This window comes from Micromonospora sp. NPDC049139 (assembly GCF_055586845.1).
In genome coordinates this window covers 332323-346169 of record NZ_JBVJHK010000004.1, presented here as the reverse complement: position 1 = coordinate 346169, position 13847 = coordinate 332323, and the positions used below count along the sequence as shown (strand labels likewise).

General features: G+C 75.9%; 12 protein-coding genes. 7 read left to right on the top strand and 5 right to left on the bottom strand.

Annotation, left to right across the window (positions count from 1 at the left end; translation table 11 throughout):
* Positions 1-142: 142 nt before the first annotated feature.
* Together ACZ6Q9_RS10690 and ACZ6Q9_RS10685 are read left to right on the top strand one after the other, a co-directional pair.
* The gene (locus ACZ6Q9_RS10690; protein WP_396828926.1) at positions 143-1306 is read left to right on the top strand and encodes a GNAT family N-acetyltransferase; all 1164 of its coding nucleotides are present in this window, start codon (positions 143-145) and stop codon (positions 1304-1306) included.
* On the top strand, positions 1303-2412 hold the full coding sequence (locus ACZ6Q9_RS10685; protein ID WP_396828928.1) for a GNAT family N-acetyltransferase: 1110 nt from the start codon (positions 1303-1305) through the stop codon (positions 2410-2412). The genes ACZ6Q9_RS10690 and ACZ6Q9_RS10685 overlap by 4 nt, the downstream gene beginning before the upstream one ends.
* Before the next feature lie 97 nt (positions 2413-2509).
* Here ACZ6Q9_RS10685 and hpf read toward each other — a convergent pair whose 3' ends face one another.
* The 5 genes from hpf to mtrA form a co-directional block, all read right to left on the bottom strand.
* Positions 2510-3148 (bottom strand): ribosome hibernation-promoting factor, HPF/YfiA family, encoded by a 639-nt coding sequence (hpf, locus tag ACZ6Q9_RS10680; protein WP_393258797.1) that lies wholly within the window; start codon positions 3146-3148, stop codon positions 2510-2512.
* 249 nt (positions 3149-3397) lie between these two features.
* On the bottom strand, positions 3398-4102 hold the full coding sequence (locus ACZ6Q9_RS10675; protein ID WP_396828930.1) for a ComF family protein: 705 nt from the start codon (positions 4100-4102) through the stop codon (positions 3398-3400).
* On the bottom strand, positions 4102-5895 hold the full coding sequence (locus ACZ6Q9_RS10670) for an LpqB family beta-propeller domain-containing protein (protein WP_396828932.1): 1794 nt from the start codon (positions 5893-5895) through the stop codon (positions 4102-4104). Before ACZ6Q9_RS10670 ends, ACZ6Q9_RS10675 begins: the two co-directional genes overlap by 1 nt.
* Positions 5892-7679, bottom strand: coding sequence for an MtrAB system histidine kinase MtrB (gene mtrB, locus ACZ6Q9_RS10665; RefSeq protein WP_393258792.1), 1788 nt, complete (start codon positions 7677-7679; stop codon positions 5892-5894). The genes ACZ6Q9_RS10670 and mtrB overlap by 4 nt, the downstream gene beginning before the upstream one ends.
* A gap of 12 nt (positions 7680-7691) precedes the next feature.
* Positions 7692-8381, bottom strand: coding sequence for an MtrAB system response regulator MtrA (gene mtrA, locus ACZ6Q9_RS10660; RefSeq protein ID WP_089001893.1), 690 nt, complete (start codon positions 8379-8381; stop codon positions 7692-7694).
* 199 nt (positions 8382-8580) lie between these two features.
* Here mtrA and ACZ6Q9_RS10655 point away from each other — a divergent pair, with 199 nt between their 5' ends.
* Genes ACZ6Q9_RS10655 through ACZ6Q9_RS10635 form a run of 5 tightly spaced genes read left to right on the top strand, consistent with a single transcriptional unit; the run spans position 8581 to position 13838 of the window.
* A complete protein-coding gene (locus tag ACZ6Q9_RS10655; RefSeq protein WP_396828933.1) occupies positions 8581-9423 on the top strand; it encodes a hypothetical protein in 843 nt (280 codons plus the stop codon).
* Positions 9420-10001: a DUF4129 domain-containing protein gene (locus tag ACZ6Q9_RS10650; protein ID WP_396828934.1), complete on the top strand. Its 582-nt coding sequence runs from the start codon at positions 9420-9422 to the stop codon at positions 9999-10001. Before ACZ6Q9_RS10655 ends, ACZ6Q9_RS10650 begins: the two co-directional genes overlap by 4 nt.
* On the top strand, positions 9998-11542 hold the full coding sequence (locus ACZ6Q9_RS10645) for a DUF4350 domain-containing protein (protein ID WP_396828935.1): 1545 nt from the start codon (positions 9998-10000) through the stop codon (positions 11540-11542). The genes ACZ6Q9_RS10650 and ACZ6Q9_RS10645 overlap by 4 nt, the downstream gene beginning before the upstream one ends.
* Positions 11539-12531 (top strand): AAA family ATPase, encoded by a 993-nt coding sequence (locus ACZ6Q9_RS10640; protein ID WP_393455741.1) that lies wholly within the window; start codon positions 11539-11541, stop codon positions 12529-12531. Before ACZ6Q9_RS10645 ends, ACZ6Q9_RS10640 begins: the two co-directional genes overlap by 4 nt.
* Positions 12528-13838 (top strand): DUF58 domain-containing protein, encoded by a 1311-nt coding sequence (locus tag ACZ6Q9_RS10635; protein WP_393455739.1) that lies wholly within the window; start codon positions 12528-12530, stop codon positions 13836-13838. Before ACZ6Q9_RS10640 ends, ACZ6Q9_RS10635 begins: the two co-directional genes overlap by 4 nt.
* The last annotated feature ends 9 nt before the right edge of the window (positions 13839-13847 follow it).

Sequence of the window (13847 nt, the reverse complement as noted above, 5' to 3'; positions counted from 1 at the left end):
CAGTCTCGAACCATCGTAGGCGCTCCATCGGCGCGATGGTCACTGGTGGCGGCCCTCCGACCCGGCGAAACCGACATAACTCGCTCGACGCGCGCCGCCTCCGCCGTAATCCGGTTACGCCGTCCGCGAACGATCCGGCACGATGGCTCGGGTGGAACCCGTGGAGATCACCGAGGACGGCCTGCTGCTGCGACCCTGGCGGGCGACCGACGCCGACGCGGTGCACCGGGCGTGCCAGGACCCGGACATCCAGCGCTGGACCACCGTACCTCGCCCGTACCTGCCCGAACACGCGCACAGGTTCGTCACCGAGGTGGCCCCGGGGGACTGGGCGGCCGGCACCGGAGCGCCGTTCGCGGTCTGCGACGCCGCCACCGGCGAGGTGCTCGGCTCCTGCGGGCTGGTCTCGATCGACCCCGGCCACGGCACGGGCGAGATCGGGTACTGGACCGCGCCCTGGGCCCGGGGCCGGGGCGTCACCGTACGGGCCGCCCGGGCCGTCGCGCGCTGGGCCCTCGACACGCGGAAACTGCGCCGACTGATCTGGCAGGCCGAGGTCGGCAACCACGCCTCCCGCCTGGTCGCGATCCGGACGGGCTTCCGCGTCGAGGGGCAACTGCGGCTGGCCGACCCCGCGCCGGAGGGCGGGCCGGACGGTTGGATCGGCTCGCTGTTCCCCGGCGAGGTGCCCGCCCCCGGCGAGACCGGGCCCGCCGGGCCCGGCACCCTGGAGGCCCGGCGGGCCGCCGTCTTCGGCCGCCCCCAGCCCGTCCTCTTCGCCACCGCCGGCGGCGACGAGCTGCGGCTGCGCCCGATGGAGGAGCGCGACCTCGACGCGGTCGTCGAGACCTGCCGGGACCCGGGGACCATCCGGTGGACCACCGTGCCCGACCCGTACGACCCCGCCGAGGCCGAGTCCTACCTCGTCTACTCGCGCGGCACCTGGGCGGCCGGCACCTGCGCCTGCTTCGTGGTCGCCGACGCCGACGACCGGTACGCCGGCTCGATCGACCTGCGGCTCTCCCCCGCCGACCCGCTGCTGGCCGACGTCGGCTTCATGACCGCGCCGGCGAGGCGGGGCCGGGGCTTCATGCCGGCCGCGCTGACCGCCCTCGCCACCTGGGGCTTCACCACCCTGGGCCTGGCCCGGATCGAGTGGCGGGCCAACGTCGGCAACACCGCCTCGCGCCGGGTCGCCGAGAAGGCCGGCTTCACGGTCGAGGGCACCGCCCGGGGCGGGCTCACGCACCGGGGCGAACGGGTGGACGCCTGGGTCGGCGCGCTGCTCGCCGGGGACCTGACGTGACGCCCGAGGTGATCGACGCCCACGGGGTGCGGCTGCGGCCGTTCCGCCCCGAGGACGCCGCCGACCTGGCCGCCGCCTGCGCCGACCCGGTCAACCTGCGGTTCAACCCGGGCCTGCCGGAGCCGTACACCGAGGCCGACGCCCGCTGGTGGATCGCCGAGGGCGCCCCGGCGGCCTGGACCGCCGGCGGGGCCGCGTACGCCATCGCCGACCGCGCCACCGACCGGCTGGTCGGCGGCGCGGGCCTCGGCCAGGTCGTGACGCTGCGCCGGCAGGCCGAGGTGGGCTACTGGGTCGCGCCCTGGGCGCGGCGTCGCGGCGTCGCGACCGCCGCGACGCGGGCCCTGGCCGACTCGGCGTTCCGGTGCGGGTTCGACCGGCTGGAGCTGCTGACCCACGCGGAGAACCCGGCCAGCCAGCGGGTGGCGCTCGCCGCCGGCTTCCGCCACGAGGGGGTACGCCGGGCGGCCGGCCAGCTCCGCGGCGGCGGCCGGGCGGACCTGATGGCCTGGGTACGCCTCGCCGACGACCCGCCCGGCCCCGCCCCCCGGCTGCTGCCCGGCCTGCCCGACGGCCGGCTCACCGACGGCGTGGTGACCCTGCGCCCGCTCGGCCCGGACGACGTCGACCTGATGTACCACCTGCACACACTGCCGGACGTGGTGGCGAACCAGGCCCCGCCGGTGCCGCCCACCCGGGCGGCGATCGCGCGACGCTGCCGGCTGTCGGAGAGCGGGTGGCTGACCGGCAGCATCGCCCGGCTGCTGATCCTCGACGCGACCACCGGCGAACCGGTCGGCAGCTGCGGGATGTCCTACCTCGACGCCGCCGCCGGGGAGGCGAGCATCGGCTACGCGCTGCTGCCCACCGCGCGGGGGCGCGGGCTGGCCACCCGGGCGGTGCGGCTCCTCGCCGGCTGGGCGTTCGGGCCGGTGGGGGCCGCCCGGCTGACGGCCGCCACCCTGCCCGGCAACGTCGCGTCGCAGCGGGTGCTGGAGAAGGTCGGCTTCCGCCGGGAGGGGCTGCTGCGCGGCCGGCTGCCGGGGCTGGCGGGCACCCGGATCGACGACCTGGTCTTCGGGCTGCTCCCCGACGAACTCCGCTGACCCGCGCCTGGTCGCACCTCAGGCGTGCGGTGGGCCGGAGGCCCGTCGTCCGGTCGGCCGTGGCGGCGGCGCGGGCCGCCACCACGGCGCCGGAGGATCAGAGGGCGAGGGAGATGATGCCGTAGTCGTAGGCGTGCCGCCGGTAGACGACGCTCGGCCGGCCGGACTCCTTGTCCTGGAACAGGTAGAAGTCATGGCCGACAAGTTCCATCTGGAACAGGGCGTCGTCGACGGTCATCGGCTCGGCGGGGTGCACCTTCTCCCGCGCGATGTGCCAGGGCTGGTCGTCGTGCTCCTCCTCGACCCGTTCCGCCACGGCCGTGGCCGTACCGGCGCGGGCGCCGTCGACGGACGCCCCCAGGGGCGCGTCGAGGTCGGCGACCGGCAGGCCGGCGGTGGCGGCGGCGACGGAGAGCGGGGCGTGCCGACCCCGGTGGACGCGGCGGCGGTCGGCCGCCCGGCGCAACCGGGTGTCGAGCTTGGCGATGGCCGCGTCGAGCGCGCTGTAGAAGTCGTTCGTGCACGCCTCCGCCCGGATCACCGGGCCCCGGGAGACGCAGGTGATCTCGACGCGCTGGCAGTGGTCCGCCTGGCGGGGATTCCGCTCGTGAAAAAGCTCGACATCGACACGAATAAGTTTGTGGTCGTAGCGTTCGATCTTTGCGAGTTTCTCCGCTACGTGCACCCGGTAATGGTCCGGCACTTCGACGTTACGGCCCTTGACCACGATGTCCACGTGACCTCCCTAGTTCGGACGGTCGTTCGATCCGGCATCCGGTCGCGCGCATCTGGGGGAGGTCCCACTCGGCGTCGACCGGTCAGTGCGGCTACGCCTCCTTTCACCGCCGGGAGCGGGTGGGAAGACCTCCTACCCCCGACAGGAAAACGCTAACGCCTGTTCGCCCGGCAGTCACCCCCGGTCGCGGAGACGGCCAGAAATTTTTCACACCTCATACACCAACGGGTGAAACGGAAACACGATCGGTTACGACCGGTGCCGTTTCTCGGTCGCGGCGAGCACGGCGGCGACCGTCGGCGACAGCCCGCTCACGGTCAGCGCGCGTGCCACCGCGGCGAGGGTCGACCCGGTGGTGAGGATGTCGTCGAGCACCACGACCGCGGCCCCGTCCGGGGCGGGCGCGACCCGGGGGCGAACCCGGAAGGCGGACTCGGCCGCGGCTGCCCGCCCGGCGCTGTCCAGCGTCACCGAGTCGGGGCGGGGCAGGGCGCGCAGGGGCCGCCGCACCCGCACCGGCCAGCCCGCCCGGCGCAGCCGGTCCGCGCAGTGCCGGGTCAGCCGGCCGAGGTGGTCGCCGTACCGGGCGCGGGCCGCCGCCGCGGTGTCCGGCACCGGCACCAGCGTCACCGGCCGCGCCCCGCCGACCGCCGCCGCCACGACCTCGGCGAGCAACGCGCCGAGCGGCCGGGCCAGCCCGTGCCGGCCGTGGTCCTTGTACGCGAGCAGCGTCTCCCGCAGCGGGCCCGCGTACGGGCCGAGGGCAAGGCAGGGCGGCAGGTCGGGCGGGGCCGGGGTGGGGCGTACCGCCCGGGGCCGCAGCGCGTCCAGCGCCGCCGCACACTCCGGGCAGACGCCCTGCCGCAGCCCCTGCCGGCGTTCCCGGCAACCGGCGCACTCCACGGGCAGCACCAGGTCGGTGAGGTCCGACCAGAGCCCGCCGAGGCCCGGCATCAGTAGAGGAAGAAGGGGGCGGTCGGGTTGCCGGCGCGCGTCCCGGTCGAGGGCGGCGACACCTGCACCTGCTCGGGCTGGATCCGCTCGAACGGAGCGCTGCCGTACGCCACCTCGTTCGCCTCGTACATCGCCGCGCCGCGTGGCACCTCCGTGTTGGCCGGGTACGCGGCGAGGTGGGTCACCCTGGCGCCGATCTTGTCCTCCACCCGGCTGTCCCGGGTGCCGTCCACGCTGACCTCGTAGACCGCCGGGCGGCCGACCTCCCCCGCGAGGAGCAGCTTGTCCTCGCCGTACCAGTCGACGGCCGACAGGCCGGTCAGCCGGGTGGGCAGCCGACGGGCCGGACCGAGGGTGACCCCGCCCTCGGTGGGGGTCAGGGCGGCGACGTAGAGCGCGCCGCCAGCGATGACGGCGATCCGGTGCCCGTCCAGCGAGGCGGCCACCGCGGTCACCGTGCCGGGGACGCCCAGCGACACGGGGGTGAGCTGCGCCTGGGCGTCGAACCGGTAGAGAGCGCCGTCGGCGACCACCAACCCGGCCGGCTCGCCCCGGTCCGTCGAGCGCAGCCAGACCGGCCGGCCGATCGCGCCGTAGCCCCTGGCGCTGCGGTGGAAGACGGCGACGGGGTCGAGCCCGGCGCCGACGGACAGCCACTGGCGGCCGGCCTCCGTGACCACCAGCGCCGCCCGGATCTGGTCCTCCGCGCGGCTGAGCCCCGCCGACACGACGTTCCTGTTCGCCTCGGCCGCCATCGGCACCGTGGCGACCGTTCCGGCGGCGTCGGACAGCGGGTGGACGGCGCCCTCGTAGACGCAGAACCGCTGGTAGCCGTCGCCGACCCGGTACACCGGGTTCGCCTGCCGGTGCGCCTCCAGGTCGGGGATGTCCTTCCGGGGCTGGGTACGGATCTTGATCTCGAGCTGCCCGTCGACGTCGTGCAGCGACCAGGCGAGCTGCGTGGCGAGCTGCTCCAGGCGGACCTTCTCGTCCGGCATCTCCAGGTCGACCTCCCAGCGGCCCTCCGTCCGGGTGGCGTTGTTGATCAGGCGGGTGCCGTCCGGCAGCCCGGTGACCCCGGAGCGCAACCAGAGGGAGGGGCCGGCGGTCAGCCACTTCACCACCTCGCTGACCAGCCGCTCGTCGGGCACGGCGAGGGGCAGGTAGCGCTGGTCGGGCACCAGCCGGGTACGGCTGGAGTTCCAGAAGTAGATGGTCCGGCTCTGGTAGTACGCCTCGAGCGCGTCGACGCTGAGCAGCAGCACGTTCGGCGGGTTGGCCACGAACAGGCCCGGCTCCCCCTTGCCCTCCTGCCGGGGCGGGTTGCGCAGCTCGAACGTGTACGACGTGGTGCTCGTCTCCGGCGGGGCCAGCGTGCCGTCGGCGCGCAGCTGGCCGACCTGCTGCACCTTGAGGGTGACCTCGATCTTGCTCGGGGCGGTGACGATCACCGGCTCCTCCGTGAGCCGGACGACGGTCAGCGCGACCTCGCTGCCCTCCTTCACCTGGAGGCGGTCCTGGTCCTCCGGGGTGATGAAGTTCCGGACCCGCTGGTAGGCGCGGTCCGGCTCGCCCGCCGCGGCGGAGAGGAAGTTCTTGACGAACTGCCCCGGGACGCTGCCGCTCGCGCTGCGGTTCGGGGGCTCGCCCCGGATGCCGCTGGTGGAGCCGGCCTCGGCCGCCGGCCCGGCGCCCTCCACCCGGACCTCGGTGTTGGCCGGGATGCCGCAGCCGGCCGTGCCGCCCAGCAGCAGCGTGCCGCCGAGCACAGTGGCGAGCAGGCGCCGCCTCACGATCCCACCTCCGCGCGCCCCCCGGTCCCCTGCCGCCCCGGCCCGGCGGCCACCACGCCGTCGGCCGGGCCGATCGCGAGCACGCCGCCGCTGCCCGGGCCGATGGCCAGCAGGCCGCCCTCGCGGGGGCCGCCGAAGGGCAGGGCGGCGTCGGCCGGGACCAGCCGCAGCGGCGAGGTGGTCAACCGGTCGCCGGCCCGGGCCGGCAGGGTGAGCCGGAACTGGGCGCCCTGCCCGGGCGCACCCCACGCCTCCAGCCAGCCGCCGTGCAGCCGGGCGTCCTCCAGGCTGATCGACAGCCCCAGCCCGGTGCCGCCGGTCTGCCGGGCCCGGGAGGGGTCGGCCCGCCAGAAGCGGTTGAACACCAACTTCTCCTCGCCCGGCTTGAGGCCCACCCCGTGGTCGCGGACGGTGATCGCGACGGCCGTGTCGTCCATCCCCAGGGTGATGCGCACCGGCTTGCCCTCGCCGTGCTCCACGGCGTTGCCGACCAGGTTGCGCAGCACCCGCTCGACCCGCCGCGGGTCGACCTCGGCGATCACCGGCGTGGTGGGCACGTCCAGCTCGATGGGCACCCCGACTCGCTCGGCCAGGCCGGCCAGCCGGTCGGCCACCCGGTGCACGACCGGCACCAGATCGGTCGGCTCGGCGTCCAGCATCGCGAAGCCGGCGTCGAAGCGGCTGATCTCCAGCAGGTCCGTGAGCAGCTCCTCGAAGCGGTCCAGCTCAGCCTGGAGCAGCTCGGCGCTGCGCGCCACCGCCGGATCGAACTCGTCCCGCTCGGCGAAGATCAGGTCGGCGGCCATCCGGACCGTGGTGAGCGGAGTGCGCAACTCGTGCGACACGTCGGAGGTGAAGCGGCGTTGCAGCCGGGACATCTCCTCCAGCCGCAGGATCTGCCGCTGGAGGTTGGTCGCCATCTGGTTGAACGACGCGGCGAGCAGGGCGAGATCGTCCTCGCCGTTGACCGCCATCCGCTGGTCGAGCAGGCCGGCGGAGAGCCGCTGGGCCGTCCGGGCGGCCACCCGCACCGGGGTCACCACCAGCCGGGTGACCAGGCCCGCGAGCAGGCCGAGCAGGATCACCAGGGCCGCGCCGGTGGCGACCACCGTCGCGCGGGCGTCGCCGGCCGTGTCGTCCTGCCGCGTCAGTGGCACGAGGTAGTAGAGCTCCACCTGGCCGAACTTGGTGGGCACGGGCGAGCCGTAGACCAGGTATTTCGTGCGCTCCCCGCCCAGCCGGCCGGTGCGGATCTGGCTGGCGACCTTGCCTCCGGCGACAGTGGCGCGCAACTCACGGCTGATCAGCGGCCGGACGTTGACCGCGGGCGAGGAACGCGGCTGGATGAGGCCGGCGTGGTTGTCGGCGGTGAGCGCCACGATCACGCCGGTGGTCTGCTGCGGGTCACCACCGGCGAGGTAGTTGACCGTGCCGTCGACGGTCTCCTGGAACTGCGCGTCCTGGGGCTGGTTGTAGAGGCCGAACTGCCGCACCGCGTACGTCGCGCCGCTCTCCAGCCGCACCCGCACGTCGGTCTCGGCGTTCTCCACCAGGATGTTGGTGATCTTGTCGGCGATCAGGTAGGCGAAACCGCCCACCAGCAGGCTGGACGCGACCAGGGTGATGGTCACCACCCGCAGCTGCAGCGACCGTCGCCAGGTCTGGTGCAACCCGGCCAGCAGGCGCGCGGACCGGCCGCTCACGCCGCGCCACAGCTTCCGCGCGGCGGCGACACGCCGGTGGGGAGCTGTCGGCTGGGGGTCCGGGATCGGGGAGGTGGCCACAGTGTGACCAGGCTATCCGGTGCCCGCCTTGTAGCCCACGCCCCGCACGGTGAGGATGATTTCCGGTCGCTCCGGATCCGGCTCGATCTTGGCGCGCAGCCGCTGCACGTGCACGTTGACCAGCCGGGTGTCCGCCGCGTGCCGGTAGCCCCAGACCTGCTCCAGCAGCACCTCGCGGGTGAACACCTGGCGCGGCTTGCGGGCGAGCGCGACCAGCAGGTCGAACTCCAGCGGCGTCAGCTTCACCTCCTCGCCGTTGCGGCTGACGGTGTGCGCCGGCACGTCGATGGTGATCTGGTTGCCGGGCGGCCCGATGGTCAGCATCTCGGGGGCCACGTCCTCGCCGCGCCGCAGCCGCGCCCGCATCCGGGCGACCAGTTCCTTGGGCTTGAACGGCTTGACCACGTAGTCGTCGGCCCCGGACTCCAGGCCGAGGACCACGTCGACGGTGTCGCTCTTGGCGGTCAGCATGACGATCGGCACGCCCGACTCGGCCCGGATCGACCGCGCCACGTCGATGCCGCTCATGCCGGGGAGCATGAGGTCGAGCAGGACGATGTCCGGCCGGTTCTCGCGGAACGCGGCCAGGGCCCGCTCCCCGTCGGCGACGAAGGAGGGCAGGAACCCCTCGCTGCGCAGGACGATGCCGAGCATCTCGGCGAGCGCGGGGTCGTCGTCGACCACCAGTACCCGGGCTCTCATGGGGTTAATGTTTCCATCCCGTTCAGTTTCGGTGGGATCCGCGTCACCCGGCACGGTACTGCCGTGGGACGCCGCCGCCCAGCAACCGACGCCGGCGTCGCCGCCCCGGCGTGCGGGTCCACCCGATCGGACCGCGCGTGTCACCATGATCCCCGCGTGCGCCGTCACGCGCCACCGCCGCCCGTCCCCAGGAGTACGCGTGCCCGACGCCGGCCCGACCGCCGTGCTCCCGCGCCGCCCGCTCACGGTCGGCGAGCTGCTCGACTCCGCGGTCCTGCTGCTGCGCGGCCAGGCCCGGGTGCTGGTCCCACTCGCCCTCGCCCTGACCGTCGGCGAGCAACTCCTGCTCTACCCGCTGCGGCTCGCCGCCGACGTCAAGCCCCCCGTCTGGTTCGTGGAGTTCGATCACTTCGGCATGTACTGGCTGCTGCTGGCCGTCGGCGCGGCGACCGAGGCGATGATCATCACGCTGCTGGGCAACCCGGCCGCCCGGTCCGCCGGCGGCGCGCTGTTCGGCCGTACGGTCGGGCCGCGCGAGGTGCTCCGTCCCGCCGGCGCCCGCTGGGGCGCCACGGTGCTGCTCACCGCTCTGGTCGGGCTGGTGATGTGGGTGGCCGCGCTGTTCGGGCCAGCCTGGTTCATCGGTTTCGCCCTGCTCGGCGCCGTGGCGCCGGCGCTGGTCGTCGACCGGGTGCACCCGCTGCGGGCCCCGCTGCGCGCCGCCACCCTGGCCGTACGCGGCGGCGGCCGGGCCGGCGGAATCCGGCTGCTCGGCTACCTGTCCTGGTGGATCGTCCGCCTCGGCATCGGCATCGGCGTCTACTACGGGCTGAACGCGCTCGACCTGGTCGACCGGGCCTGGGCCCCCTGGCTGTCGCTGGCCGTGTGGGCGGGCGTCAACAGCGTCGCGTACCCGGCGCTGGCCTGCCTCGACGCGGTGCTGCACCTGGAGACCCGGATGCGCACCGAGGGGCTGGACATCCGGCTCTCCCGAGCCCGGACGGGCACGCCGGAGACCGTTCTGCTGGCGGCCGACCGATGAGCTTCAGCCGGTGGTGGACCGAGACCACGGCCGCGCTCGGCGACCGGGTGCCGCTGCCCCTGGCCGCGCTGCTGCTGGTGCTCGCCGCGGGGCTGGTGGCGGTCGGCTGGTACACGTACCCCGCCTGGGTGCCCCGCCGGCTGCCCCGGCTGCCCCGGCTGCGTCGACGCCGCCGGCAGCCCGGGCCGGTGGACGTCCCCGCGCCGGTCGTACCCGGGCCGCGCGAGCCGGAGCCGGAGTTGCCGGCCGCCGCGTACGTCTCCCTCGCCGACCGGCTGGCCGCCGAGGGCCGGTACGCCGAGGCCGTCCGGGAACGGCTGCGCGCGATGATCCGCGAGCTGGTCGCCCGGGGGTTGCTCCAGCCGCAGCCCGGCATGACCGTCGTCGAGGTGGTGCGGGCCGCGACGGCCAGCCGTCCGCAGGTCGGCCCGCCGCTGGGCGCCGCCGGGGCGATCTTCTCCGAACTCTGGTACGGCCAGCGCCCCGCCTCGGCCGAGCACGACCGGCGGATGCGGGAGCACGCCGCCGACCTGGACCGGCTGCTGACCGGCCGACCCGAGGACGGGCCACGACCATGAGCGCACAGACCATCGCCGCCCAGCCGGCCCCGAAGGCCGGCGACGCCCCCCGGCGACGTCGCCGCCGGCACCGGCTGCTGATCCCGTTGGGCCTGGCCGCGCTGCTGCTGACCACCACCCTGGTCACCCACACGGTCGACCAGCCCGATCCCACCGACCGGGGGTTCCTCTCCCCCGTCGCGACCGGGGACGACGGCGGCAGCCGGCTCGCCGAGGCGCTGCGCGAGCGGGGCGTCACGGTGCAGCGCGAGACGGACACGCTGCGCGCGCTGCTGGCCGCCAGCAGCGGGCCGGCCACGCTCTTCGTGCCCGCGCCGGCGCTGCTGCACCCGGACACGGTCGGTGCGCTGAGCTCGCTTCCCTCGGCCACCCGGCTGGTGCTGGTGGATCCGCCGCGGCGGGTGCTGGACGCGGTCCCGCTGCCGGTGGAGCCGGCCGGCCGGCGGTGGGCCGCGCAGGCGGTGGAGCCCGACGCGGCGGGCCTGCCCTGCCCGATGCCCGAGCTGCGCCAGCTCGGGCGGGCGGCGGTCGGGCTGCAACGCTACGCGGTCACCCCGGGCCGGTCGGCGCCCGTGCAGTTCTGCTTCGACGGCGGGCTCGCCCGGCTGCTCCGGGTCCCCGAGAGCGTGGTGGTGGTCGGCGCCAGCGACCCGTTCCGCAACGACCGGATCGACGAGTGGGACAACCGGGCGTTCGCCACCGCCCTGCTCGGCGGGACCGGCCGGGTGGTGTGGCTCGACCTGGACGGCCAGGCGCCCCCGCCGACCTTCGGCTCCGGCAGCAGCGGCAGCCCGGCCTGGTCGCCCACCCCGGGCGGCTCCGCCGAGTACGGCGGGCCGGGCGGCGGTCGCCCCGGCGGTCCGGGCGACGGCGACGGGCGGCCCGGCGGCCCGGGCGGCGGCTCCGACGACGACGGTGACGACTCCCGCGCCGACGGCTCCGACCCGCCGAACCCGCTCTGGTCCGCCTTCCCCGGCTGGTTCTGGGCGCTGTTGGTGCAGCTCGCCGTCGCCGCCCTGCTGGCCGCGCTCTGGCGGGCCCGCCGCCTCGGCCCGCCGACGCCGGAGCCGCTGCCGGTGACGGTCCGCTCGACGGAGACGGTGCTCGGCCGGGCCCGGCTCTACGAGAAGGCCGGCGCCCGGGACGCGGCCGCGCGGACGCTGCGCACCGCCGCCCGGGACCGCCTGCTGCCCCGGCTGAACCTGCCGCCGACCGCCCCGCCCGCCGAGGTGGCCGCCGCGGTCGCCGCCCGCACCGGCGACGGCCCCGGGCGGACCGAGGAACTGCTCTACGGCGGCGCGCCCGACACCGACCAGGACCTGTTGGAGCTGGCCCGCGCGCTGGACCGGCTGACCCGCACGGTCGCCCCGCACCCGGCCGACGGGCCGCCGACCGAGGCGCACGCCGCGACGCACCCCGCGCGCCCGACCGAGGCGCACACCGCGCACCAGGCCGACGCGCACGCCGTGTCCCACCCCGCCGACGGGCCGCCCCCGGCAGCCGCACCGCACCCGCACCGACCCGAAGGAGATCCTCGGTGACCCGACCCGCCGGAACCGCCGATCCGCTGACCGCCGGCCCCGCCGATCCCCGGGCCGCCCTGCACCGGCTGCGCGCCGAGGTCGCCAAGGCGGTCGTGGGGCAGGACGCGGTCGTCACCGGCCTGGTGATCGCCCTCCTCTGCCGTGGACACGTGCTGCTGGAGGGCGTGCCGGGCGTGGCCAAGACCCTGCTGATCCGCACCGTGGCCACCGCGCTCGACCTGCGGTCCAAGCGGGTGCAGTTCACCCCGGACCTGATGCCGGGAGACGTGACCGGCTCGCTGATCTTCGACCCGCGCACCGCCGCCTTCACCTTCCGCGAGGGGCCGGTGTTCACCAACCTGCTGCTCGCCGACGAGATCAACCGGACGCCCCCGAAGACCCAGTCGGCGCTGCTGGAGGTCATGGAGGAGCGGCAGGTCTCGGTCGAGGGCGACCGGCGTCCGCTGCCCGACCCGTTCATCGTCGCCGCCACCCAGAACCCCATCGAGTACGAGGGCACCTACCCGCTGCCGGAGGCGCAGCTCGACCGGTTCCTGCTCAAGCTCACCGTGCCGCTGCCCAGCCGGGAGGAGGAGCTGGGGGTGCTCCGCGCGCACCACGCCGGCTTCGACCCGCGCGACCTGACGGCCGCCGGCGTACGGCCGGTGGCCAGCGCGGCCGACCTGGCTGCCGCCCGGGCGGCGGTCGGCCGGGTGCACATGGCCGAGCCGCTGTTCGGCTACATCGTCGACCTGTGCCGGGCCACCCGCAGCACGCCGGCGCTGGAGCTGGGCGCCTCGCCCCGGGGCGCGACCGCGCTGCTCACCACCGCCAAGGCGTGGGCCTGGCTGGCCGGCCGCGACCACGTCGTCCCGGACGACGTGAAGGCGGTCGCCCGGCCGACGCTGCGGCACCGACTGCGGCTGCGCCCCGAGGTCGAACTGGAGGGCGTCGGCGTGGACGCGGTGCTGGACACGGTGCTGGCCACCGTGCCGACGCCGCGATGACCTGGCGGGCGGCGCTCCTGCTGGCGGCGGGCGCGCTGACCCTGCCGGCCTGGCCGGCGCCGTTCGTCGGCCTGCTGGTGATGACCGGCGCGGTGCTGCTGCTCGTGCTGGTCGACCGGGCACTGGCCGCGTCGCCGGGGGCGCTCGCGGCGACCCGGGAGGGCGACCGCGCGGTGCGGCTCGGCGGCACCGCCACCGTCGCGCTGCTGCTGCACAACCCCACCGGCCGTACGCTGCGTGCCCGGGTCCGCGACGCCTGGGTGCCCTCGGCCGGCGCCCGCCCCGACGTGCCCCCGGCGCAGCTCGTGCGCGTCGGGCCGGGCGGGACGGTGGCGCTGCCCAGCCGGCTCACCCCGCTCCGGCGGGGCGACCGGCCGGCGGTGGCGCTGACCGTGCGCTCGTTCGGGCCGATGGGGCTGGGCTTCCGCCAGCGCTCCGGCCGCCCGGCCACCCCGCCCTGGACGCTGCGCGTGCTGCCCCGCTTCGACTCCCGCCGGCACCTGCCGGAGAAGCTGGCCCGGCTGCGCGTGATCGACGGCACCCAGGTCAGCCGGGGGCGCGGCCAGGGCACCGAGTTCGACACCCTCCGCGAGTACGTGGTGGGCGACGACGTGCGGTCGATCGACTGGCGGGCGAGCGCGCGCCGGGCCGACGTGCTGGTGCGGACGTGGCGGCCGGAGCGGGACCGCCGGCTGGTGTGCGTGCTGGACACGGGCCGCACGTCGGCGGTGCGCGTCGGCGACGAGCCCCGGCTGGACACCGCGATCGACGCCGCGCTGCTGCTCGCCGCCCTCGCCGCCCGCGCCGGTGACCGGGTCGACCTGCTCGCCGCCGACACGGCGGTCCGGGCCACGGTGACGGGCACCGGCCGGCCGGCCCTGCTCTCCCGGCTGGTGCACGCCCTCGCCCCGCTCCAACCGGCGCTGGCGGAGACGGACTTCGACCTGATCGCCGGTGAGCTGCTGCGCCGGCAGCGCCAGCGCAGCCTGGTGGTGCTCTTCACCGCGCTGGAGGCGGGCGCCCTCGGCGAGGGGCTGCTGCCGGTGCTGCCCCGGCTCGCCGCCCGGCACAAGGTGGTGATCGCCGCGACGCACGACCCGGTGCTGACCGCGCTCACCACGGCCGTCCCGCAGCGCCTCGGCGACGCCTACGCGGCTGCGGCGGCCTGGCGGGCGCTGGCCGAACGCGACCGGGTCCGCGCCGCGCTGGGCCGGCACGGGGTGACGGTCGTCGACGCCCCGGCGGGCCGTCTGGCCCCCACCCTGGCCGACACCTACCTGCGCCTCAAGTCCCTCGGCCAGCTCTGATCCCCGGGC